Annotated in this window: 22 protein-coding genes; 13 read left to right on the top strand and 9 right to left on the bottom strand. The window is 62.1% G+C overall.

What is annotated here, in order from left to right; all coding sequences use genetic code 11:
• Positions 1-100: 100 nt before the first annotated feature.
• From ftsY to rpoH, 4 genes are all read left to right on the top strand, one after another.
• Entirely contained in the window at positions 101-1,159 is a 1,059-nt protein-coding gene (gene ftsY, locus AC3IQ7_RS05510; RefSeq protein WP_489208560.1) for a signal recognition particle-docking protein FtsY, read from the top strand.
• 8 nt (positions 1,160-1,167) lie between these two features.
• Entirely contained in the window at positions 1,168-1,905 is a 738-nt protein-coding gene (locus AC3IQ7_RS05505; protein WP_152257691.1) for a cell division ATP-binding protein FtsE, read from the top strand.
• Positions 1,902-2,822 (top strand): permease-like cell division protein FtsX, encoded by a 921-nt coding sequence (gene ftsX, locus AC3IQ7_RS05500; protein WP_489208559.1) that lies wholly within the window; start codon positions 1,902-1,904, stop codon positions 2,820-2,822. The genes AC3IQ7_RS05505 and ftsX overlap by 4 nt, the downstream gene beginning before the upstream one ends.
• A gap of 402 nt (positions 2,823-3,224) precedes the next feature.
• Entirely contained in the window at positions 3,225-4,118 is an 894-nt protein-coding gene (gene rpoH / locus AC3IQ7_RS05495; RefSeq protein ID WP_035824784.1) for an RNA polymerase sigma factor RpoH, read from the top strand.
• A gap of 89 nt (positions 4,119-4,207) precedes the next feature.
• Here the strand turns inward: rpoH and AC3IQ7_RS05490 are convergent, their stop codons facing one another.
• Positions 4,208-4,474: a hypothetical protein gene (locus tag AC3IQ7_RS05490; protein ID WP_071079406.1), complete on the bottom strand. Its 267-nt coding sequence runs from the start codon at positions 4,472-4,474 to the stop codon at positions 4,208-4,210.
• Positions 4,475-4,653: 179 nt separating this feature from the next.
• Here AC3IQ7_RS05490 and AC3IQ7_RS05485 point away from each other — a divergent pair, with 179 nt between their 5' ends.
• Positions 4,654-5,106 (top strand): hypothetical protein, encoded by a 453-nt coding sequence (locus AC3IQ7_RS05485; RefSeq protein WP_489208558.1) that lies wholly within the window; start codon positions 4,654-4,656, stop codon positions 5,104-5,106.
• Here the strand turns inward: AC3IQ7_RS05485 and AC3IQ7_RS05480 are convergent.
• A complete protein-coding gene (locus tag AC3IQ7_RS05480) occupies positions 5,081-5,449 on the bottom strand; it encodes an antibiotic biosynthesis monooxygenase family protein (RefSeq protein ID WP_489208557.1) in 369 nt (122 codons plus the stop codon). The two genes, AC3IQ7_RS05485 and AC3IQ7_RS05480, sit on opposite strands and share 26 nt — an antisense overlap.
• Positions 5,446-6,561: a cytochrome P450 gene (locus tag AC3IQ7_RS05475; RefSeq protein ID WP_489208556.1), complete on the bottom strand. Its 1,116-nt coding sequence runs from the start codon at positions 6,559-6,561 to the stop codon at positions 5,446-5,448. The genes AC3IQ7_RS05480 and AC3IQ7_RS05475 overlap by 4 nt, the downstream gene beginning before the upstream one ends.
• Before the next feature lie 76 nt (positions 6,562-6,637).
• Between AC3IQ7_RS05475 and AC3IQ7_RS05470 the strand changes: the two genes are divergently transcribed.
• The 5 genes from AC3IQ7_RS05470 to AC3IQ7_RS05450 all read left to right on the top strand — a co-directional run bounded on the left by AC3IQ7_RS05470 (position 6,638) and on the right by AC3IQ7_RS05450 (position 13,189).
• Positions 6,638-7,342: an ArsR/SmtB family transcription factor gene (locus AC3IQ7_RS05470; protein ID WP_489208555.1), complete on the top strand. Its 705-nt coding sequence runs from the start codon at positions 6,638-6,640 to the stop codon at positions 7,340-7,342.
• Positions 7,343-7,476: 134 nt separating this feature from the next.
• On the top strand, positions 7,477-8,331 hold the full coding sequence (locus AC3IQ7_RS05465; RefSeq protein WP_233516287.1) for a DUF3667 domain-containing protein: 855 nt from the start codon (positions 7,477-7,479) through the stop codon (positions 8,329-8,331).
• A gap of 89 nt (positions 8,332-8,420) precedes the next feature.
• Positions 8,421-9,146, top strand: a complete 726-nt coding sequence (locus tag AC3IQ7_RS05460) for an ABC transporter ATP-binding protein (protein WP_099379749.1) — start codon at positions 8,421-8,423, stop codon at positions 9,144-9,146.
• On the top strand, positions 9,143-11,464 hold the full coding sequence (locus AC3IQ7_RS05455; RefSeq protein WP_489208554.1) for a CPBP family intramembrane glutamic endopeptidase: 2,322 nt from the start codon (positions 9,143-9,145) through the stop codon (positions 11,462-11,464). Before AC3IQ7_RS05460 ends, AC3IQ7_RS05455 begins: the two co-directional genes overlap by 4 nt.
• Before the next feature lie 72 nt (positions 11,465-11,536).
• Positions 11,537-13,189: a patatin-like phospholipase family protein gene (locus AC3IQ7_RS05450; RefSeq protein WP_489208553.1), complete on the top strand. Its 1,653-nt coding sequence runs from the start codon at positions 11,537-11,539 to the stop codon at positions 13,187-13,189.
• Positions 13,190-13,259: 70 nt separating this feature from the next.
• Here AC3IQ7_RS05450 and AC3IQ7_RS05445 read toward each other — a convergent pair whose 3' ends face one another.
• The 5 genes from AC3IQ7_RS05445 to AC3IQ7_RS05425 form a co-directional block, all read right to left on the bottom strand.
• On the bottom strand, positions 13,260-13,478 hold the full coding sequence (locus AC3IQ7_RS05445; RefSeq protein ID WP_034784905.1) for a hypothetical protein: 219 nt from the start codon (positions 13,476-13,478) through the stop codon (positions 13,260-13,262).
• Positions 13,479-13,558: 80 nt separating this feature from the next.
• Complete coding sequence (locus tag AC3IQ7_RS05440) at positions 13,559-14,140, bottom strand: TerD family protein (RefSeq protein WP_099379746.1); 582 nt, start codon at positions 14,138-14,140, stop codon at positions 13,559-13,561.
• Positions 14,141-14,173: 33 nt separating this feature from the next.
• Complete coding sequence (locus AC3IQ7_RS05435; protein WP_219330112.1) at positions 14,174-14,869, bottom strand: TIGR00266 family protein; 696 nt, start codon at positions 14,867-14,869, stop codon at positions 14,174-14,176.
• Between the two features lie 185 nt (positions 14,870-15,054).
• Positions 15,055-15,630 carry a TerD family protein gene (locus tag AC3IQ7_RS05430; protein WP_034784897.1) on the bottom strand — a complete coding sequence of 192 codons (576 nt, stop codon included), beginning with the start codon at positions 15,628-15,630 and terminating at the stop codon, positions 15,055-15,057.
• A gap of 130 nt (positions 15,631-15,760) precedes the next feature.
• Positions 15,761-16,840 (bottom strand): DUF475 domain-containing protein, encoded by a 1,080-nt coding sequence (locus AC3IQ7_RS05425; protein WP_099379744.1) that lies wholly within the window; start codon positions 16,838-16,840, stop codon positions 15,761-15,763.
• 115 nt (positions 16,841-16,955) lie between these two features.
• Here AC3IQ7_RS05425 and nhaR point away from each other — a divergent pair, with 115 nt between their 5' ends.
• The 3 genes from nhaR to AC3IQ7_RS05410 all read left to right on the top strand — a co-directional run bounded on the left by nhaR (position 16,956) and on the right by AC3IQ7_RS05410 (position 20,800).
• Positions 16,956-17,870: a transcriptional activator NhaR gene (gene nhaR, locus AC3IQ7_RS05420; RefSeq protein ID WP_489208552.1), complete on the top strand. Its 915-nt coding sequence runs from the start codon at positions 16,956-16,958 to the stop codon at positions 17,868-17,870.
• Between the two features lie 123 nt (positions 17,871-17,993).
• Positions 17,994-19,328 carry an MFS transporter gene (locus AC3IQ7_RS05415; protein ID WP_489208551.1) on the top strand — a complete coding sequence of 445 codons (1,335 nt, stop codon included), beginning with the start codon at positions 17,994-17,996 and terminating at the stop codon, positions 19,326-19,328.
• A 131-nt stretch (positions 19,329-19,459) separates the two neighbouring features.
• On the top strand, positions 19,460-20,800 hold the full coding sequence (locus tag AC3IQ7_RS05410) for a hemolysin family protein (protein WP_034785374.1): 1,341 nt from the start codon (positions 19,460-19,462) through the stop codon (positions 20,798-20,800).
• On the opposite strand, the gene AC3IQ7_RS05405 is transcribed toward AC3IQ7_RS05410, so the two are convergent.
• Positions 20,797-21,876 carry an AI-2E family transporter gene (locus tag AC3IQ7_RS05405; RefSeq protein ID WP_099379740.1) on the bottom strand — a complete coding sequence of 360 codons (1,080 nt, stop codon included), beginning with the start codon at positions 21,874-21,876 and terminating at the stop codon, positions 20,797-20,799. The genes AC3IQ7_RS05410 and AC3IQ7_RS05405 overlap by 4 nt on opposite strands.
• Positions 21,877-21,916 lie beyond the last annotated feature (40 nt).

Raw genomic sequence — 21,916 nt, 5'->3', positions numbered from 1 at the left:
ACAGTAAAGCATGAAGGGCCGGGCGCGCTCTGGTAGAATAGCCCGTAACACAGTGTCCGGCGCCGCCGGGCCTTAGGTCAGCACCCGCCACCACACATCCATGTTTAGTTTCTTCAAGAAAAAACCCATCGCTCCCGAGGCTGCACCAGCCGAGCCCCTCGTCCTTCCCGCCGCCACGCCGCCTGTACCGCAGCCTGTCGCTACGCCCCTGAGCGGCGCGCCGGCCGAGCTCGTGCCCGTGATCGTGGCCGCCGAACCCGAGAAAAAATCGTGGATGACGCGCCTGAAGGCGGGCCTGTCGAAAACCTCGAACACTTTGTCCGTGCTGTTCGTCGGCGCGAAGATCGACGACGCCCTGTACGAAGAGCTGGAAGCGGCGCTGCTGATGTCCGACGCCGGCATCGACGCCACGGAATTCCTGCTCACGGAACTGAAGAAGAAGGTCAAGGAAGACAAGCTGCTCGACGCGGCCGCCGTCAAGGCCGCCCTGAAAGTGCTGCTGATCGACCTGCTCTCGCCGCTGGAAAAGCGCTTCGAGCTGGGCCGCCACAAACCGCTGGTGATGATGATTTCCGGCGTGAATGGCGCCGGCAAGACCACCACCATCGGCAAGCTGGCCAAGCACATGCAGTCGAACAACCAGTCCGTGCTGCTGGCTGCGGGCGACACCTTCCGCGCCGCCGCGCGCGAGCAGCTGATGGTCTGGGGCGAGCGCAACAACGTCACCGTGATTTCGCAGGAATCGGGCGACCCGGCCGCCGTGGCCTACGACTCCGTGCAATCGGCGAAAGCGCGCGGCATCGACGTGGTGATGGTCGACACGGCGGGCCGCTTGCCGACGCAGTTGCACCTGATGGAAGAATTGAAGAAAATCAAGCGCGTGATCGGCAAGGGCATGGAGGGCGCGCCGCATGAAACCCTGCTCGTCATCGACGGCAACACGGGCCAGAATGCCCTCACGCAAGTGAAAGCGTTTGATGATGCCCTGCAATTGAGCGGCCTGGTGATCACCAAGCTGGACGGCACCGCCAAGGGCGGCGTGCTGGCGGCGATTGCCCGCGTACGCCCTGTGCCCGTGTATTTCATCGGCATCGGTGAGAAAATTGAAGACTTGCAGCCTTTCGTGGCTGCCGAATTTGTCGAAGCGCTGCTCGGATAAGCCTATACATGATTGAATTTCAGCACGTCTCCAAGCAATACTCCCCCGATGCCGTGGCGCTCAGCGACATTTCGCTCAGTATTGCCAAGGGCGAGCTGGTGTTTCTGGCCGGCCCGTCCGGCGCCGGCAAATCCACCTTGCTGAAAATGATCGCCGCCATGGAACGCCCCACATCGGGCAAGCTGATCGTCAATGGCCAGGACATGGCGAAGATCAAGCCGGCCGGCGTGCCCTTCCTGCGCCGCAACATGGGCCTGATCTTCCAGCAGCAAAAGCTGCTCAACGACCGCTCCATCCTGGCCAACGTCATGCTGCCGCTGCTCGTCGTCGGCGCCCACAAGGCGGCCGCGGAACAGCGCGCGCGCGCCGCGCTCGACAAGGTGGGACTGCTGGACCGCGCCATGGCGCGCCCCCTGTCGCTGTCGGGCGGCGAGCAGCAGCGCGTGTCGATCGCGCGCGCCATCGTCAACCGGCCGCAAATCATCCTGGCCGACGAACCGACGGCCAACCTGGACCGCGCCAGCGCCAACAAGGTGCTCGACGCCCTGAAAGCATTCCACTCCGTGGGCGTGACCTGCCTCATTTCCAGCCATGACGAACAGATGCTCGACGCGGCCGCCCGCGTGATCCACCTGAAAAACGGCCAGCTGGTGGCCATCGACAAGGCCACGCAGGCGCCCGTCTTCGCCCCGCCCGATCCCGATTTCGCGCCCGGCCTGGATGACGGCGAAGGAGAACAGGCATGAGAGGCTGGTTCCGTCAACACCGCTTCGCCCTCGGTTCGGCGCTGATTCACTTGCGCAAGTCGCCGGGCGGCTTTCTCTTGAACGTCGTCGTCGTCGCCATCGCCCTGTCACTGCCATTCGCCGGCTTGACCATGCTCGACAATGTCCGCCCCATGTCGGAACAGATGTCCGTCGACCCGGAAATCAGCGTCTTCCTGAAGATCGACACGCCGCGCGAGCAAGCCGTGGCCCTGGCCAGTTCCATGCGCAAGATCGTCGGCGAGCAAAAGGCGAAGATCGTCTTCATCGCGCGCGAACAGGCGCTCGACACCCTGAAAAATAAAAATGGCCTGGCAGATGTACTGAGCACCCTGGGCGACAATCCCTTGCCCGACAGCTATGTGCTGAAACTTGACGCCTTCAGCAGCGCCAGCGAAGCGCAGGATGTCGATGCCGTGGCGGAACAGTTGCGCCACTTGCCAGGCGTGGAATCGGCGCAAGTCGATTCGGCCTGGGTCAAGCGCCTGGCGGCCCTGCTGGGCGTGCTGCGCCTGGTGCTGCTGTTGCTGGCCATTACCCTGGGCGTGGCCGTGATCGCTGTTGTCTTCAATACCATCCGCCTGCAAGTGATGCAGCAACGCGATGAAATCAGCATCTCGAAATTGATCGGCGCCACGGACACCTTCATCCACCGCCCCTTCTATTACACGGGCGCCCTGCTGGGCCTGTGCGCCGGCGCGCTGGCCCTGGGCGCCGTGGCGCTGGCCATGCAACCGCTGAATACGGCGATTGCCGAGTTTGCCCGCCTGTACGCATCCGAATTCCAGCTGGTGCCGCTGGCGCCGCTGCCGATGGCCGGCTTGCTGGCCGTCAGCGCCGGCCTGGGCCTGATCGGCGCCTTCCTCTGCGTGCAGCGCCACCTGGCGCGCCTGAACTGACCTTCCTTTCCATGGCGGCGCTCCGGCGCCGCCATGCGCCCCCGTATTGCTGTCATCTTGATATTAAGCAAGTATTCTTAAGGCTCGCTTCAGCCAGAGGCCGTAGACTAGCCCTGTTGTCGTGAAGCGCTATCGCGCGATGTACAGACATAGATATCAAGCATTCATTCGCCATAGTATTTAGGCTATCAGGACGATTAAATGTGCTGATTGGCACTCTCAAGCAGAGAGTGCTAATATAGGCACATACCAACAGCAGAACCGCCAAGGACGCCAGATGAAGATGGTGTCGCGATCTGCAAAGTGCAAGACCGAATACGCAAAACCGAACAGACAAACGGACCACGTCGCGTGACGTGGCCAACTGGAACAAAGCAAGACTACGAGGGAGAAAACATGACTATGATGTCCGCAACGTCCGCATTGGTTCCGACCAAAAGTAATGCGCTGGGCCTCGGGTTCACTGGCAATCTGGGTAATATCGACGCCTATATTTCGGCCGTGAACCGCCTGCCCATGTTGACCCACGACGAAGAAATTTCGCTGGCGACACGCCTGCGCGAAAAAAATGACCTGGCCGCCGCGCAAGAACTGGTGCTGTCGCACCTGCGCCTGGTGGTCTCGATTGCCCGCGGCTATCTGGGCTATGGCTTGCCGCACGCCGACCTGATTCAGGAAGGCAATATCGGCTTGATGAAAGCCGTGAAACGTTTCGATCCGGACCAGGGCGTGCGCCTGGTGTCGTACGCCATGCACTGGGTGAAAGCCGAGATGCATGAGTACATCCTGAAAAACTGGCGCCTGGTCAAGGTCGCGACGACGAAAGCACAGCGCAAGCTGTTCTTCAATCTGCGCAGCCACAAGACGGGCCTCGATGCGATGACGCCAAAGCAGATCGATGCGCTGGCCAAGCTGCTCGACGTGAAACGCGAAGAAGTGATCGAGATGGAAACGCGTTTGAGCGGCCGCGACATTGCGCTGGAATCGCCGACTGACGATGAAGATGACAAGTTTTCGCCGATTGCCTACCTGTCGTCGGAGCAAAGCGAACCGACCAAGGTGCTGGAAGCGGAACAAGTGACGCGTTTGCAATCGGAAGGCCTGGAAACGGCTTTGAGCAAGCTCGACGCCCGTTCGCGCCGCATCATCGAAGCGCGCTGGCTGGCCAACGACGACGGTTCCGGCGCCACCCTGCACGCGCTGGCAGAAGAGTTCGGCGTATCGGCCGAGCGCATCCGCCAGATCGAAGTGGCGGCGCTGAAAAAAATGAAGGGCGCGCTGGCCGCCTGGGTGTAATCGAAAGCAATGCCGCAATGCAAAAGGCGCCGCAAGGCGCCTTTTAGTTTTATAAATGATATTTATCAACAGATAAACATTGTCAGCCCTTACGCTGCAGCCAAGCCCTTGGTGATCAGCTCGGCGACCAATTCATTCAGATCCGCGTCGCGTTCCTTGGCCAGGGTCTGCAATTGCAAGACCAGATCGCTGTTCAATTTGACGGCGAATGGCACCAGGCCCAGGGCCTGATCGCGCTTGCGCTGCTCGCGGCGGTCGACGACCACCGCTTCCTTACCGAATGCACCGGCGCCGGGAACATTCATCTTTCCCATCAGTTTCTTGGCATCGCTTTTCGCCAGGGCAGTTTTTTTCATGGTTGTTTCCTGATTTTCAAAACAGCCATTCTACGCAGTAATCGGCGCGCCGCGTGGCCGGCGCATCAATTCATCGGCAGCACGCCAATAGTGCGCCGGAAAAATATCATTTTGTTACTATCATTTTTATCCTCCGCGTGAACAAGCACGCCGGGGACGCTCCACCTGAAAGGAAAACCATGTCTACTCTGAACCGCTCTTACCGTACCGTGCTGCTGCCCCTGCTCATCGCTTGCCTGGCCATGCTGGCTGGCTGCGGCGCGGCCGGCAGCGCCGGCGACGCGGAAAACACGCCGCGCAGCGTCACCCACGTGCTGTCGCCAGGCGAACAGGTGGCCATCACGGCCACCGACACTCTGAAACTGGAGCGCGTCAACGACAGCCGCTGCCGCAAGGGCGCCGTGTGCGTGTGGAAAGGCTACGTCAGCTACAGTTTCAGTTTGCTCAACAGTGCGGGCGCCGCCGACATCGTATTGTCCGATTCCATGCCCGGTGCCGCCAGTTCCGTCACCGTCAACCACCTGACGTTTACTTTGCTCGACGTCGACCCGGCCACGCCGCCGGCCCTGAATGCGGCCGAGCCCACTTACCGGGTCAAAGTGAAAATCACGCAGGGCGCGCTGCCCCGCTAACGCCGTGGCGCTGGCGGCTGTCGGCCGGCGCCTGTTGCCGCTCCAGCATGCCGTAATCGCGCACGACGGCGGCGATGCGCAGCCGGTAATCGTCAAACACGCCGTGCCGGCCGGCCGATTGGGCCACGCGGTGCGCTTCCAGTTGCCGCCACTGCGCCAGCGCCGCCTCGTCGCGAAAGAAGGATAGCGACAGCAATTTGCCTGGCTCGCTCAGGCTGCTGAAGCGCTCGATGGAAATGAAACCGTCCACTTCGTCGAGCAAGGGCCGCAGCGCGGCCGCCAGGTCAAGATATTGCTGGCGCCCCTCGGCGCTGGGCCAGACTTCGAAAATCACGGCAATCATGCACTGGTCCCTTCCATAAACACGGGGATGCGGGCGTTCAGCGACGGCAGATATTCCCACCTCAGCGGCATGCCTTCCAATGCATCGGTCCACGCCTGCAGGCACGCCGTGGCGATGGTCAGCGCGATGGACTGGCCTGGACAACCGTGGCGGCCATGGCCAAAGCCGAACTCCGCATCGCAGGCGCTGGCCAGCACGACGACGATCATCTGCCCGGCCGGCACGCGCACGCCATGCAATTCCACGGCATCGGCCGTGTAGCGGCGCGTGTTGTGGATGGCGGGATCGCGCTGGCTGACTTCACGCAACATGGCCGGCCATCGCTGGGGTGCGGCGCGCAGTGACGGCAGCAAGTCAGGCTGCGCGCGCAAGGCCGCGATGGCATTGCCCAGCAAGCCGGCCGTGGCGTCGCAGGTCTGCGACAGCAAGCCCACGAGATTGGCCAGCATGCCGCTCCCCATGGCATCGGCCTCTGTCACGATACTGGCCAGCAGGCTACCGGGCCTCGCGCTGCCCTCGCGCAGCAAAGCGGTAAAAGCTTGCAGCAAGGCATCGGCCGCCACTTGCGCGCCAGCCAGTTGGCCAGCATTGCTCAACGGCGACAAACAGGCGACAAAAGCGCGCGTCCAGCCGGCCAGCGCCGGCCATTGCGCTGGCGCAAAGCCCAGCAAGTCGGCCATGGCGAACAGGGGCAGTTGAAAAATTGCATCGTTCAGCTGGTCGGCGCTGGCGGGCACGCGGTCGCCGGCAAGACGTGCGACCTGTTCCTGCAGGCGCCCCAGGTCCACCTGGCCCAGCGCGCGCGCCAGCACTTGCTTCGGCACCGCATGCCGTTCGCCCTCATTCATGCGCACCAGCTCGGCAAAAATCGCGCCGCACGGCATGCCCGCCAGGTTGTGCGGCACGGCCAGGTCCGGCGGCCGCACGCGGCAGGCGGGATGCGCCAGCACGGCTTGCACGCCGGCCGCGCCCGTCGCCAGCCAGCAGTCGAGCGACGCCTCGAAACGCAGCGGCGGGCCATCCGCCAGGCGGCGATAGTAATCATACGGCGCCGCGTGGATGACGGCAGAGAAAGGATCGGCGGGGTCGATAACAAAGTCGGTGGGCGGCATGCGCATTCCATTGCAGTGAGGTAGGGACACGAGTATGCTGGCCCTTCCACCACAACACTTCGCCCACGGACGAATCATGGATGACAGCCCTCAACATCGCTCGGCCGACATGGGCCTGGCGCAACTGGCCGGCGCCATCGCCGAACCGGCGCGCGCGCGCATGCTGTGCAGCCTGCTCGATGGCCATGCGCGCACGGCCACGGAATTGGCGACCTTGGCCGAGGTAGGCGCCTCGACGGCCAGCGCCCATCTGGCGCGCTTGCGCGAGGATGGCTTGCTGTCGATGCTGGCGCAAGGCAAGCATCGCTATTACCGCCTGGCCAACGCCGAGGTGGGCCGGGCGCTGGAAGCACTGCTGGTGGTGGCCGGTGTGGCGGCAACGCCCTTTACCCCCACCACGCCCGACCGCCTGCGCCATGCGCGCACCTGCTACGACCACATGGCCGGCAGTGTTGCCGTCACCCTGCACGACCAGTTGCACGCGCAAGGCTGGCTGCTGGACGATGGCGGCGAAGGTGAGTATTGCCTGTCGGAAGCGGGCACGGCCGGCATGGCGACCCTGGGCATCGACGTGCCGCAATTGCAGCGCCAGCGCCGCCGCTTCGCCTGTGCCTGCCTGGACTGGAGCGAGCGACGCGCTCACCTGGGCGGTGCGTTGGGGGCCGCCATCCTGCAACTGGCCCTGCGCCAGCGCTGGGCCGAGCGCGAACTCGACAGCCGCGCCCTGCGCCTCACGCCCGCTGGCGAACGGCGCCTGCTGGCCGCCTTTGCTGGCGCCTGAACGGCGCAGGCATTTTGTATCTCGAAAGCAACTACACAGAGAAAAAATGTGCTTTTACCATTCTTTTCCTTCATCATAGGCTACGCCCTTGAGCGATCATTTTTTGGCCATGGAAAGAGTTCATCTTGAAAACAGTGTCATCCAGCACGAGTCCCGCCAGCACCTGCCATAACTGCAATACCGATGCGCCAGGCAACTTCTGCAGTGCCTGCGGCCAGGCAACGACCCTGCACGTACCGAGCGCGCGCGAATTCCTGCATGAATTTGTCGCCCATTATGTGGCGCTCGAAGGCAAGCTCTGGCGTACCCTGGCCCTGCTGCTGTTCCGTCCGGGTGCACTGAGCAATGAATACATCGCGGGGCGCCGCGTGCGTTACGTGGAGCCGCTGCGCGTCTACCTGACCTTCAGCATCCTGTTCTTTGCCATCCTCAAATTCAGCAGCCCCGACATGTTCCTCACCGTCCACGATCAGCCAGCCCAGGTGAGCGCCCACGGCCCCCGTCACATTCCGGAAAATACGACCTCGCCCATGCAGCTCAGCATTCTGGGCCAGACACCCACCCTGCCGCAGCAATGGCAAGACTTTGAGCAACTGCCCACGGCGGAGAAACAAAAACTCGTGGTGGACAGCTTTTACCATTACGCGCCGTACGCCATGTTTTGCCTGATGCCGCTGTTCGCCCTGTTCCTGAAAATTCTCTACCTGGGCAGCGGACGGCGCTATGGCGAACATTTCCTGTTCGCCCTGCATACGAATGCCTTCGCCTTCATCACGATGGCGCTGATGACCTTGATCCCCGTCAACATTGTCCGCCTCGTACTCGGCGCCTGGCTGCTGGCCTATCTGCCCTGGGCCATGTGGCGCGTGTATCGAAGCGGCAAACTCGCCACCGTCTGCCGCTGGCTGTTATTGATGGCAGCCTACGGCATCGCCATGAGCCTGGCGATCCTGGCCTGCATTGCCATCGGCGTGATGTTGCGACATTAAGTTAAGCCACTAAGTTACGCCACCCAGTAGCGCTCTGGCGGCGCTATATCCGGCTATCATCCTGCACGCTATCTTTTTTGGGATGCACGATGATTGCCTTCGAAGGTTTGTCCAAACAGTACGGCACGTTCGAGGCCGTCAAGCCGCTGACCTTGCAAGTGGGAAAAGGTGAAGTCTTCGGCTTCCTGGGCCCGAACGGGGCCGGCAAGACCACCACCATCCGCATGCTGATGGGCATCCTCGTGCCCAGCGCCGGCCGCGTGCTGGTCGATGGCCTCGATTGCCAGCGCGATGGCGCCGCCGTCAAGCGCAAGGTGGGCTACCTGCCCGACACCCCCATCTTTTACGACTATTTGCGGGGTCGTGAAATCCTGCAATTCGTGGCCGAAATGCATGGTTTTTCGCGCACGGAAGCGGCCGCCCGCGCCGCTCGCCTGCTGACGGAATTCGGCCTGGACGAGGCGAGCGAGGATTTCGCCGTCAATTACTCGCTGGGCATGAAGAAGAAACTGGGGCTGGCGTGCGCGCTGATCCACGATCCGGCCGTGCTGATCCTCGATGAACCGATCAACGGCCTCGACCCGCGAGCTTCGCGCGACGTGCAGGAACGCCTGCTGCGCCGCGCCGCCGCCGGCACCACGATCTTTGTGTCCACGCATTTGCTCGACATGGCGCAAAAGCTGTGCAGCCGGGTCGCCATCATCCACCGTGGCGCTCTGGTGGCCACAGGCAGCCTGGACGATATCCGCCAGCAACTGTCCAGCGATGGCAGCCTGGAAGAGCTCTTCTTGCAACTCACCGATGAAACCACATGACAGCGGCGCCGCCCACTGCCTGGCGCGCCGTCTGGCTGCTGACCCGCTTGCGCCTGCAGCGCCTGCTCAACGTGAGCGGCCGGGGCTTTTCCTTCAAGAAAAACAGTAATAGCCGCCCCGCCACGCCTGGCAAGCGCGGCGGACGCTGGCTGCTGGGCGCGCTGCTCTTGCTGCCCATGCTGTTGTCCTTCGGCAGCATCGCCCGCCACAGCGTACTGAACATGCATTGTTTGCTGGACCAGGTCGCCGCCTGCCAAGCGCGCGGCAGCCTGCATACGGGCAGCGGCCTGCTCGACCCCGTCATCGCGCAATGGATGGCGGAGCCCTTCAGCGCGGTGCTGATCGGTGGCCTGACCCTGCAGCTGGCGCTGTTGTGGCTGGTCAGCGTCCTGCTGCCGCTGGGCATGGGAGAATTGTCGAAACCGGACTGGGACCTGGAATGGCTGGTCACCCTGCCCGCCGAGAAAAGCACCTTGCTGTGGGCGCGCGTGCTCGAACGCACGCTCGTCAATCCGGCCGGTTTGCTGGCCCTGTGGCCCAGTACGACCGTGATCGCCTGGTACTCGGGCCAGGCCTGGCTTGCACCACTATCCGGCCTGCTCGCCAGCCTCGTCCTGCTGGCCCTGGCCGCCATGCTGCGCACCCTCGTCGACACGGGCTTGCGCCTGTCGCTCACGCCATCCCGGCTGGGCAACCTGCAGGCGGTGATTTCGCTGGCGGGCCTGTTTCCCATGTATCTGGGTATGTCCTTCGGCATGGGCATGGGAGGCTTCGCCTATGACTGGGCGGCCGCCATGCCCGCCTGGAGCCACTGGACGCCGCCGGGCCTGCTGGTGCGCGTGCTCAATGCCGATGGCGTGGCCGCCTTGCTGCCCGCTATCCTGCTGCTGGCACAAACGCTGTTGTTGATGCTGCTGGGCATGGCCGTGCTGCGCCGCCAGTTGCGCCACGGCGTCGTGGGCGCGGGCCAACGCGAAGCGGCGCGCAAGCCGGCAGCGGCGCCATCGCCCACGCAGCGGTGGCGCCCGCGCCTCGGCACGGCGATCCAGCGGCGCGAGCTGACGTTACTCTTGCGCGACCGCAATTTTCTCGTGCAAACCCTGCTGATGCCCTTGCTGATCCTCGGCGGGCAAGCCGTGGTGACGGGCCAGGCGCGCGACCTGCACGCGCTGCTGGATCATCCCGTCCTGCTGGCCTCCACCGGCTTTTTCCTCGGCACCTATGTGCTGCTGATGTCGGCTTTCCAGACCCTCAACAAGGAAGGCGGCGCGCTGTGGCTGCTGTACACGTTTCCCGTCTCCATCGAGCAGGCGCTGCGGCAAAAGGCGCAGCTGTGGGCCGTGCTGGCCCTGCTGTATCCATTGGTTCTGTTCGGCGTGGCGCTGGTCTGGCTGCCCGCCTGGTCGTGGCAGACGGCGGGCCTGATGCTGCTGGCCCTGGCCGGCATCCCCCTGTATGCGCTGATCGCCGTGGCGCTGGGCGTGTTTGCCAGCGATCCGCTGGCCGCCGAAACGACGGCAAAGCTGCGTCCCATCTATACGTATCTGTATTTGCTGCTCACCGGCCTGTACATTGCCGCCCTGGCCGCCGGCAGCCTGGTGCAGCAAATGGTGTTTGTCGTGCTCACGTGCGCGCTGACCGCGGCCCTGTGGCAAAAGGCGCGCGACGCGCTGCCCTACCTGCTCGACTCTGCCGCCTCGCCGCCAGCGAGAGTAACGGCGGCGGACGGCCTGATCGCCGCCATGCTGTTTTTCATCTTGCAAACACTGGCCTTGATCCTGCTCAAAGGTAGCAATGCGGCGCCGTTGGTACAGCTGGTCATCGCCTTCGGCGCGGCCGGCGCACTCACGTATGCGCTGCTGCGCCTCGTCTACTGGCGCGCCGGCACGGCCGGCGTGCCGCGCATCGGCCATGGCCGCGAACCGTGGCGCCGGGGAATCGCGGGCGCCTGTGCCGCGGCGCTGTTCGGCATCGCATATGCGGCCCTGTTGCCGCCAAGCGCTTCAACATTGATGCAGATCAATAGCGACGGACTGTGGCTGTTGGCCCTAGGCGTGCTGGCCGCGCCCCTGTGCGAGGAATTCCTCTTCCGCGGCTTGCTGCAGGGCGGCTTGCGCCGCTCCCTGCCCGCCTGGCAAGCGATCGGCCTCGCTGCCGCGCTGTTTGCCATCATGCATCCACCGGCCACCATGCTGCCCGCCTTCGTGCTGGGCCTGTGCGCGGGCCATGCCTACGAGCGCAGCGGCGCGCTGCTGGCGCCCATGCTCGTGCACGCGCTCTACAACGCGGCCCTGCTCGGCTGCCAGCTGAATAGGTGATTGTTGCCGAGTTTGCTAGAATCGCACACGTTTCCGTCCGTATCCCAACCCCTGACTACGCACAGATCACGCATGAATCCACGCTTGTTCGTCCCATTTATCCTCGTGGCGCTGCTGAGCGGCTGCACGGTACTCGCCCTGCGCCCCAACCGCGGCGTCGAAAACCGCACGTTTACCGTGCAGGAAACCCCGCGCCTGCGCATCGACGCGCCCAAGGCGCGCATCCAGAACCCGATGCCCAACGACCATTTCATCGGCATCGCCCTGTCCGGCGGGGGCAGCCGCGCCGCCAATTTCTCGGCCGCCTCGCTGGAGCAGCTGGAGCAGTTCGGCCTCGTCAGCGGCGCCTCGGCCATCTCCGGCGTCTCGGGCGGCGCCATCGCGGGCGGCTACTATGCGCTGCATGGCAAACAGACGGACTGGCCCTTGCTGCGCAGCAAACTGAAAACGGATTTCTTTGGCCAGACCATCTTGAAACCGGCCAACCTGACGACGATGTTGTTGACGAACAAAACGCGCACCTCGTTCCTGTCCGACGTGCTGGACGATGTGCTGTACGACAAGAAAACCTACCAGGACTTGCCGCACGACGGCCCCATCTTCCTGGCCAACGCGACGGACGCCACCGATGGCGGCAAGCGCGTGGTGTTTTCCTACGAGTATTTCTACAGCACCCTGCATTCACCGATCCAGGACATCCGCCTGGCCACGGCCGTGGCCACCTCGGCCGCCTTTCCCGGCGTGTTCGATTCCGTCACCTTCGAGCGCTTCCGCCCGAAAAACAGTTTCGTGCCGGAACTCGGTTCCGAGTCGCGCGAATCGCCGTCGTACGTGCATTTGTTCGATGGCGGCGCGGCCGACAACCTGGGCGTGGAAACCCTGTGGGACGTGGCCCTGACGCAGCTGTACGGCAACGACATGGCCGTCGTGCCGCCACGCCTGAACAGCAAGCCCTTCATCCTCATTTCCATCGACGCCAACGCGCCCAATTCCAGCGCCGTCTTTGAAAAGATGTCGGACGAGCGCCAGCCGCTGGACCGCATCTTCAACAAGAATATCTACGACGCCGTCGACGCCCTGTTTTCGCGCCAGCGCAAGGAAAACCTCGTCAAGATGGGCTTTGGGCAAGCCCGCTTCGATACCATCACGCATGAAAGCTTTGGCGACCTGAGCCAGAAATTCGTCAAGGGCAAGCGCACCTCGGCCTTTGCCATCCCCGTGCTGTGCCGCCCCCACCTGGGCCTGTACCGCTGCGAAGTCGATGCGGCCGATCCCTTGCCGGGCCAGATCCGCACGCGGCTGGAAGGCTTTGCCTGGCATATCTCCATCGACCAGATCGCCTCGCTGGCGCTGCGCCTGGCCAGCGAAGACGTGCACGTCGACAGTGCCCGCAAGGAAGAGCGCGCCGCCCTCGTCAAGCTGCAACGCCTGGCCACGCAAACGAAAACCCATCTGAAGCTGACGGGCCCGGAAAATTGCAGCCCGGAAGTCTTGCAATCGGCCCTGTACAGCGCCGCGCGCGTGCTGATCCTCGACGACGAGGAGTCGCGCTTCGCCCTGTGCGACTACATGCTGGCGGGCCAGCTGATCAATGACGACACCGTCTGCAAGCAGCGCTATGTCCACGCCGTGCCCCGCTTTGCCATCGAAAGCGAAGATTTGCAGTACCGTAACCTGAGTTCGGACGGCAATTCCGTGAACGTGCCGATACGCTGCAAGAAGTGAGCGCCCACAAAAAAGCCCGCACGATCGCTCGTGCAGGCTTTAGCGCAAGGATTCCAAGCGCCCGGTTGATCTAGATCAACCGACTACGCCTGCGCATGTAGCTGCGGCTTAACGCCCCTTCCAGTTCCTGCTCCGTTTTATGCTGGTTTACCGTGTACAGGGCCCACAGGGCCGCCGGCGCCCAGCCGATCACAGTGCACTGCAAGATCAAGGCGGCGGCACCGGCCAGCGGGCGCCCCAGCATGAAAAACGTGAGACACGGAAGTAGCAAGGCTATCAGCAATCGCATCACGACATACTCTCCTTCAATATAGAGCAGCGGACAAGGGCCGGTATCCGGTCCGTCCCCCGCCCGCTGCGTACTGCTCCTTATAGATGCACGGAGATTTGCGGCATCAAGTCGTCAAACGTGCGACCGTTGCCGTTTTCTCCGATGGCGTGCATCTTCCATTCGCCGTTATGGCGGTACAGCTTGGCCATGATCTGTGCCGTGTGGGAACCTTGCACAGACAGGTTAAAACGCGCGACTTCCTGGTTATTGCTGGCATTCAAGATGCGGCAATAAGCGTTTTCCACCTGCGAGAAGTTCTGGCCAGTAAAGCTGTTGACGGTGAAGACGAGGCTTTTCACGTTCGCCGGCACTTTCGACAGATCGACATTGATCTGTTCGTCGTCGCCATCGCCCGCGCCCGTGCGGTTGTCGCCCGTGTGATTGACGCTGCCATCCTTGCTTTTCAGCTGGCGGAACCAGACGATATCGGACGTGCTCTTGTTCTCATCGAACATGACGCACGACGCATCCAGGTCGACGGCTTCCGTCTTCGAACCGAAACCGAGGAAACCCTTGGTCTTGGCCGCATCCCAGCCCAGGCCCATGGTGATACGGGTCAGGGTGGTACCAGCTTCTTTGTCCAGAGAAATCTTCTGGCCTTTGCTCAAATTGACAGACATACGCATAGCTCCTGTTAAGTTTTTACTGCTTGATTACGCCGGCTTGCTTTGGGTCCAGGCGAGGAAGGCCGCGCGGTTGCGCGAGCACACGAGGATTTTTCCCGTGCCTGAAAACTTCAGCACCATGCCTTCGCCGCTGGTCTGGCTATTGATCAAATTGCCCAGAAAGCCGCCGCTGCTGCCGGTCGTCATGGAAATTTCGTATTGCAGGCGGTTATCCCAGCACACGACATGCGAGTTATCGATCACCACGTCCTTGCCAGGCGTCACTTCCAGTATCGACATCGCGCCAAAACCGGACACCGCCAACTGGCCGCTGCCTGCCGTCTCGGTGATGAAAAAACCACCGCTCTGGGCAAACAGCGCATTGCCAAGGCTTTGCGTGCGCACCTTCAATTCCACGCCGGCACTGGCTGCCACGAAGGCGCCGTCGCTGATCATGTATTGCTGGGCGCCAACCTCGAGCACCCGCATCGCGCCGGGTAAGGTGGGTGACAGCAGACAATCGCCGTCGCCCCGCATGGCCTCGATATGCTGCTGAAAGAACGATTCCCCGTTGGCAAAGGTGCGCATCAGCGCGGCGCCTATGCCGCCCGTCATCTTGCCTTTCAGCTCAAGATTGGTTTCCATCATCACCATCGCATTGGATTCGCAATAAATCTTCTCGCCCTTGGCAAGCGACACATGCAGGAACGGGTCGACGTCCCCGGTAATATTGAAAACTGGCATCTGACGATTCCTTCCTTGACGATGATGATGGTGTCGGGCTAAACCGCCCTTACTACACAATAACGGTGCCGCACAAAACCGTAGCGAGCGGATGTGATTTGTGGCCGAGAAGCGCAACCGTACTTTAGTACGGTGAGCATCGCCGGCCGCAAAGCGCACCGCGCAGTAGGTTTGGTGTGGCTACCTTATACGCCGACGCCGAACGAGGCAGCCAAAGGACCTAAACCGCCCTTGTAGCCCTGGCCGATGGCCTTGAATTTCCAATCGGCGCCATTGCGGTAGATTTCACCGAAGACCATGGCCGTTTCCGCCGAACCGTCTTCCGACAGGTCGAAGCGGGCGATTTCCGTGTTGCCGTTGGCATTCACGCAGCGTACGTACGCCTTCGATACCATACCAAAGTTTTGCTTGCGCGCTTCGGCATCGTGTATCGTCACGCAGACGGCGATCTTGTCGATCTCGGCTGGCACCGTGGCCAGGTCGACGATGACGGTTTCATCATCGCCATCGCCGGCGCCGGTGGTGTTGTCGCCCGAGTGGGTGACGGAGCCGTCGCTCGACTTCAGGTTGTTGTAGAAAATCATGTCGACGTCGGCGCGAACCTTGCCGTCGGCCTTCAACAGGAAGACGGAACCGTCGATATCGAACGCGGCGCCATCGGTGGCGCGGGCATCCCAGCCCAGGCCGATGATCATCTTCGAAATGCCAGGGGCTTCCTTGCTCAGGTTGACGTTGCCGCCTTTTTGCAGACTGATTGCCATGATGTATTTCTCCTATGTGGGTTGTGTATGACCAAACACCTGGCGCCCTCCACCGGCCTGACTCCCCAGGCCGGCGGCGACGCTTGCTACAACTTGCCGACAAACGGGTGTAGCGTTTGTCGCGCATTCTTTACACTGCTGTTGCCTTGACCGCTTCCAGCGCTTCCGTCTGGCCTTCTTCGAGGGCCATCCTGCGCTTGTAGCGGATCGACGACCACAGCGAGGCGAGAATGAAGGCCACCCCGATCAGACCCGTGAAGATCTCGGGAATGTGGAACTTCATGCTGACCAACATGATCACAGCCAGGATACCGATCGCATAGTGCGCGCCGTGCTCCAGATAAACGAACTCGTCGAGCGTACCCTTGCGCACCAGGAACACCGTCATCGACCGCACGAACATCGCGCCGATTGCCAGGCCCAGCATGATGATCACGACATCCTTGGTGATGGCAAACGCGCCGATCACGCCGTCAAAGCTGAACGAAGCGTCGAGCACTTCCAGGTACAGGAAGCCGCCAATACCGCCGCGCTTGACGATGTCGCCCACGTTGCCGTCGCCGTTATCGCCTTCCAGCAAGCCACTGACCACATCGACGCCCACGTAGGTCAAGATACCCCACAGGCCGGCCGTCAGCACCACCAGTTTCTGGCCTTCTTCGATCATCGACAGACTGGCCATCAGCGTACCCAGCGCAATCATCACGGAAATCGAGGAGATTTTGCCCAGTGCGCCCAGTTTTTCTTCAATACGGCCCAGCCAGTGCGTTTCTTTTTCCGAGTCAAGCAGGAAGTTCAGGAACACCAGCAGCAGGAAGATGCCGCCGAAGGCCGCCACTTCCGCATGGTGATTCGTCAGGTGCATCGAGTACTGCTCCGGATTGCTCAGTGCCAGATTCCACACTTCCATCAGTCCCAGGTCAGCCGCTTGCGCCACGATAACCAGCGGGAACACCAGGCGCATGCCGAAGACGGCAATGATGATACCGACGCCCAGGAACAGGCCCTGCCAGAACTTGTCCCAGTTCTTCAGCACCGAGGCGTTGACCACCGCGTTGTCAAACGACAGCGAGACTTCCATCACGCCCAGGATCACCGCGATACCAAGCGCTGCCAGCATCGTCTGCACGCCACCGTGCGTGTAACCCCACCAGGCGGAAATGCCCAGGCAGATAAATGTCACTAGAAATGACACTCTGAAATGTTTCATCGATAGTTCCCCTTTATCCAAATTCAATGGAACGTAGTATAAGGACATGTGACACATTTAAAAATGGAAGATAATGGAAGTATTACTTCGTAAAAACAGAAGATAGGATCACGCGATGAAAACCACGGGTTTTAATTACCGCCATTTGTACTTCTTTTGGGTCGTCGCCAAGGAAGGCGGCGTGACGCGCGCGGCCGAACGGCTGGGACTGGCCGTGCAAACCATCAGCACCCAGCTGGCCCTGCTGGAAAAGGAACTGGGCAAGTCCCTGCTGCAGCCACAGGGACGGCGTCTGGTGCCGACGGAAGCGGGCCGCCTGGCGCTCGGTTATGCGGACCAGATTTTTTTGCTGGGCGAACAGATGCAGGAAGCGCTGGCCGACACCGACGCGGAAAAGATGCGCCTGACGGTGGGCATTTCCGATTCCTTGCCGAAACTGATGGCCTACCGCATGCTCGACGCCACGCGCAGCCTGGACAAGCCCGTCAAGCTCGTCTGCCTGGAAGATGAATTCGAATCCTTGCTGGCCGACCTGGCCCTGCACAAGCTGGACCTGGTGCTGACAGACCGGGCCGTGCCAGCCGGCGCCAGCCTGCGCGTCTCCAGCCACCTGTGGGGCGAGAGCGCCATGAAACTGTTCGGCATTCCCGCGCTGGCGGAACAATACCGCGAGAATTTCCCGCACAGCCTGCACGGCGCGCCGTTTCTGCTCCCCGCGCGCAACAATGCCTTGCGCGGGCGCATCGACGAATGGATGGTGCAGCAAGGCGTGCGGCCCGACGTGGTCGGTGAATTCGAGGACAACGCCATGCTCAACGCCTTCGGCCGCAAGGGCCTGGGCCTGTTCTTCGCCTCGGCCAGCCTGGCGGCCGACATCGAGGAACAATTCGGCGCCGTGCTGGTCGGTGACGCCTCTTCCCTGCGCGAGCAGTTTTACGTCATTTCCAACGAGCGCAAGATCATGCACCCGGCGCTCGGTGTGATCCTGGCGGCCATCCAGGCTTCCCCGAAGATTCACAAGGAAACCTGATAAATCCATTCGAAAATAACGTTTGAATAATCAATCAAAAGCGATTGTAATGAAGCCTGAGACAAACACGCGCCTGTCCCTCGCTGGAAGGGCGCGATCACCATAAAAAACAGGAGCGGCACCATGTCCACGGCAGGCAAGACGATCGATATTCCCGATCTCATCAATAACAACAAGATCGGCTCCTTCCAGATCGGCATGCTGATCCTGTGCGGGCTGTGCGTCATCATGGATGGCTTCGACGTGCAGGCCATGGGTTATGTGGCACCGGCCATCATTGCCGACTGGCATGTCAGCAAGGCCAACCTGGGCCCCGTGTTTGGCGCGGGCCTGCTGGGCATGCTGGTCGGCTCGCTCGTCTTCAGCATCACGGCCGACAAGTTCGGCCGCCGTCCCGTGCTGATCGGCTCGACCATCTTCTTTTCGCTGTGCATGCTGGTCACGCCGCTGGCAACGAATATCGAGCAATTGCAGCTGATCCGTTTCATCACGGGTCTGGGCCTCGGTGCCGTGATGCCGAACGCCATGGCGCTGGCCGGCGAATACAGCCCCCTGCGCAAGAAAGTCACCCTGATGATGCTGGTCTCGTGCGGTTTCACCCTGGGCGCCGTGCTGGGCGGATTATTGTCCGCCGCGCTGATTCCCGCCTTCGGCTGGCAATCCGTGTTTTACGTGGGCGGCGTGGTGCCCCTGGTCATCGGCGTGCTGATGTTCTTCCTGCTGCCGGAATCGATGCAGTTCCTGGTGCTCAAGAAACGCAAGCTCGATAAAGTCGCCAAATGGCTGAAACGCATCGACCAGACGGTGACCATCACGGCCGACACGCAATACGTCGTGCATGAGAAGGAACACAAGGGCGCGCCCGTGCTGCAATTGTTTACGGGCGGCCGCGCCAAGATGACGATTTTGTTGTGGGTCATCAATTTCATGAACTTGCTGAACTTGTATTTCCTGTCGAACTGGTTGCCGACGATCGCCAGGGAAGCGGGCTTGTCGACGTCCAACGCCGTGCTGGCCGGCACGGCCCTGCAAGTGGGCGGCACCATCGGCACCCTCGTCATGGGCCAGCTGATCGACCGCTCCAGCTTCCGCCGCATCCTGCTGCCATGCTTTTTGGTTGCCGCAGTCGCCATTGCCCTGATCGGCCGTCCTGACGTGTCGCTGGCCTTCCTGTTCATCACGATCTTCATCGCCGGTTTTTGCGTGGTGGGCGGCCAGCCTGCCGTCAACGCCCTGGCGGCCAGCTACTATCCGACCACCCTGCGCTCGACGGGCATCGGCTGGAGCCTGGGCATCGGGCGCATCGGCTCCATCATCGGCCCCGTGCTCGGTGGCGAGCTGATCCGCCTGAACTGGCCCAACAGCACGATTTTCCTCGTCGTCGCCATCCCCGCCATCGTCTCGGCCGTCATGGTCTTTGCCATGCGCGGCGGGCCGCAAACGGCGGCCAAGGGCTGAAAATAGCTGAAAAAACGTGAAAAACCGGCCGCGCCCGCCCGCCTGCACAGGCGGCGGGCGCGGCTAAATTAGGCTATGGCGCCCTTCGTCGTTTAAGATGACGTTTTTACAGCCCATCTTTTTGCGCCCCCATGCACAATGTCTTGCTAGTCCTGCTCGCCCTCTTCCTGGTCGCGCTGAACGGTTTTTTTGTTGCCGCCGAATTTGGCATCGTCACCTTGCGGCGCACACGCATCCGCGCCATCGCCAAGACACAGGGACTACGGGGCCGCATCCTGGCCAAGGTGCATGGCCAGCTGGACGCCTACCTGTCCGCCTGCCAGCTGGGCATCACCCTCGCATCGCTGGGCCTGGGCTGGGTCGGCGAACCGGCGTTTGCCGGCTTGCTCGAGCCGCTGTTCGGCGCCATCGGCGTCACTTCGCAAGAGCTGATCCACGGCGTCTCGTTCGTCGTCGCCTTCAGCGTAATTTCCTTCCTGCATATCGTCGTGGGCGAACTGGCGCCCAAATCGATGGCCATCCGCAACCCGGAAGCCGTCGGCCTGTGGAGCGCGATTCCCCTGTACGGCTTTTACTGGGCCATGTACCCGGCCATCTACCTGCTCAACGCCAGCGCCAACTGGGTGCTGCGCATGGCGGGCCTGTCCGGCAAGGGCGGCCACGATGCGCATTATTCGTCCGAAGAATTGAAACTGATCCTGCGCACCAGCCAGCCGGGCGAAAAATTTACGCGCGACGAGCGCAACATCCTGGCGCAATCGCTCGATTTCGAGCAGATGACGGTGTCGGATCTGATGCGCCCGATCAATGAAGTGATCGCCCTGCACGCCTCGAACACCCTGGAAGAAAATCTCGACACGGTGCTGCGCAACCGCTTCAGCCGCTATCCGTATTTCGACATGAATGAAGACGACGTGCTGGGCGTGGTGCACCTGAAAGACCTGTTCTTTGCCCAGCAGGCGGGCAAACCGATCACCTCGCTCACGCCGTTTTTGCGTCCAGTGGACATCATTTCCGCGCGCACGCCGGCGCTGGAACTGTTCCGCCGCTTCCGCGACGGCGCGCCCCACTTCGCCCTGATCGGCGAGAAGGGCAAGCGCCCGCTGGGGTTCATTACCCTGGATAACTTGCTCGGCGCCATGGTCGGCGAAATTCGCGATGAATTCCGCCGCAATGAAAACGACTGGCTCAAGCAAAGCGACGGCACCCTGATCGGCAAGGCCAGCCTGCCCATCTTCTCGCTCGAACGCATCCTCGGCATCGATATCGAAAACGAGGAGCTGGGCCTGGATGACGTGGAATCGGTGGGCGGCTTGATCATGGTCAAGCTCGGTGACATTCCGAAGCAGGGCCAGCGCATCACCTTCGTCGACTTCGACATCGTCGTCAAGAAGATGAACGGACCCCGCATCGTGCTCATCAAGGTGATCCCGAAGCAGGAACGGGACCTGGATGCGGACTTGCGCGATTAATCTTTTTTCAAGGTCAGCGTATCTTTGCCCTGTGGCACGGTGGTTTCGCCCACCGTCCACGTTTGCAGCAAGCTGTACAGCACCGCCAGCAGGGTTGGCCCGATAAAGATGCCGACAAAGCCGAAGGCCAGCACGCCGCCCAGCACGCCCAGCAGCACCAGCAGGAACGGCAGGCTGCTGCCGCGGCTGATCAGCATGGGTTTGACGACGTTATCCACGCCGCTGATCAGCAGCGCGCCCCACACCAGCATGAAGATGCCCCAGCCCGTCTGCCCGTCGGTAAACAGCCAGATGGCGGCGCCGCCCCAGATCAGGGGCGGGCCCACGGGGATCAGCGAAAAGATGAAGGTGGCCACGCCCAGCAGCGCCACGGCCGGCACGCCGGCGATCAAAAAGCCCACCACGGCCACCAGCGCTTGCGCCAGCGCCGTGCCCAGCAAGCCGTACATGACGCCGCGCACGGTGCGGCTGATGGTCAGGCCCACGCCAGGCGCGCTGTCGCCGATGATGCGGCCGGCGCCCGTCATCAAGGCGCGGCTCAGCTGCTGGCCGTCGCGGTAGAGGAAGAAGCTGACGAACACGGCCAGGCTGGTCTGCGCCAGGCCCGTGCCCAGCAGGATGCCGCCGGAAGCGAGGAAGTGGCGCGCCGGTTCCAGCATGGTTTTACCCAAATTCAATAATTCCTCGCGGTCGGCGAGCAGGCGCTCCACATAGCCAGCGATGGTTTCGCCCACCACGGGAATGCTGGCCAGCCAGGCCGGCGGATGCAGGCCGCCCGATTCCAGCGCCGCGCGCAGCTGTTCATAGATGCGCGACACATTGTCGGCCAGGTTGTAGGTGACGAGAGCCAGCGGCAGCACGATGACCAGGATCAAGGACACGGTCATGATGGCGGCCGCCCAGTTGCGCCGGCCTTTCAGGCGCTCGAGCAGCAGCAGGTACAGGGGCCAGCTGGAAATGCCCACGCAGGCGGCAAACAGCATGGCCGCGAGGAAGGGCCGCAAGACGAAAAAGCAGCCGATCAACAGGAAGATGATGGCTGCCAGGCGGGCGTGCGGCTCGAAACGTTTATCCATGTACTGCGTATCCTGAAGATGGCGCCTTGAAGGCGCGACC

The organism is Janthinobacterium sp. GL_088 (genome assembly GCF_057837845.1).
This window is presented reverse-complemented; position numbering and strand designations above follow the sequence as displayed.

Coding starts and splice junctions, on each gene's coding strand:
- ftsY (WP_489208560.1), top strand. CDS start 101: ATGTTTAGTTTCTTCAAGAAAAAACCCATCGCTCCCGAGGCTGCACCA.
- AC3IQ7_RS05505 (WP_152257691.1), top strand. CDS start 1,168: ATGATTGAATTTCAGCACGTCTCCAAGCAATACTCCCCCGATGCCGTG.
- ftsX (WP_489208559.1), top strand. CDS start 1,902: ATGAGAGGCTGGTTCCGTCAACACCGCTTCGCCCTCGGTTCGGCGCTG.
- rpoH (WP_035824784.1), top strand. CDS start 3,225: ATGATGTCCGCAACGTCCGCATTGGTTCCGACCAAAAGTAATGCGCTG.
- AC3IQ7_RS05490 (WP_071079406.1), bottom strand. CDS start 4,474: ATGAAAAAAACTGCCCTGGCGAAAAGCGATGCCAAGAAACTGATGGGA.
- AC3IQ7_RS05485 (WP_489208558.1), top strand. CDS start 4,654: ATGTCTACTCTGAACCGCTCTTACCGTACCGTGCTGCTGCCCCTGCTC.
- AC3IQ7_RS05480 (WP_489208557.1), bottom strand. CDS start 5,449: ATGATTGCCGTGATTTTCGAAGTCTGGCCCAGCGCCGAGGGGCGCCAG.
- AC3IQ7_RS05475 (WP_489208556.1), bottom strand. CDS start 6,561: ATGCCGCCCACCGACTTTGTTATCGACCCCGCCGATCCTTTCTCTGCC.
- AC3IQ7_RS05470 (WP_489208555.1), top strand. CDS start 6,638: ATGGATGACAGCCCTCAACATCGCTCGGCCGACATGGGCCTGGCGCAA.
- AC3IQ7_RS05460 (WP_099379749.1), top strand. CDS start 8,421: ATGATTGCCTTCGAAGGTTTGTCCAAACAGTACGGCACGTTCGAGGCC.
- AC3IQ7_RS05455 (WP_489208554.1), top strand. CDS start 9,143: ATGACAGCGGCGCCGCCCACTGCCTGGCGCGCCGTCTGGCTGCTGACC.
- AC3IQ7_RS05450 (WP_489208553.1), top strand. CDS start 11,537: ATGAATCCACGCTTGTTCGTCCCATTTATCCTCGTGGCGCTGCTGAGC.
- AC3IQ7_RS05445 (WP_034784905.1), bottom strand. CDS start 13,478: ATGCGATTGCTGATAGCCTTGCTACTTCCGTGTCTCACGTTTTTCATG.
- AC3IQ7_RS05440 (WP_099379746.1), bottom strand. CDS start 14,140: ATGTCTGTCAATTTGAGCAAAGGCCAGAAGATTTCTCTGGACAAAGAA.
- AC3IQ7_RS05435 (WP_219330112.1), bottom strand. CDS start 14,869: ATGCCAGTTTTCAATATTACCGGGGACGTCGACCCGTTCCTGCATGTG.
- AC3IQ7_RS05430 (WP_034784897.1), bottom strand. CDS start 15,630: ATGGCAATCAGTCTGCAAAAAGGCGGCAACGTCAACCTGAGCAAGGAA.
- AC3IQ7_RS05425 (WP_099379744.1), bottom strand. CDS start 16,840: ATGAAACATTTCAGAGTGTCATTTCTAGTGACATTTATCTGCCTGGGC.
- nhaR (WP_489208552.1), top strand. CDS start 16,956: ATGAAAACCACGGGTTTTAATTACCGCCATTTGTACTTCTTTTGGGTC.
- AC3IQ7_RS05415 (WP_489208551.1), top strand. CDS start 17,994: ATGTCCACGGCAGGCAAGACGATCGATATTCCCGATCTCATCAATAAC.
- AC3IQ7_RS05410 (WP_034785374.1), top strand. CDS start 19,460: ATGCACAATGTCTTGCTAGTCCTGCTCGCCCTCTTCCTGGTCGCGCTG.
- AC3IQ7_RS05405 (WP_099379740.1), bottom strand. CDS start 21,876: ATGGATAAACGTTTCGAGCCGCACGCCCGCCTGGCAGCCATCATCTTC.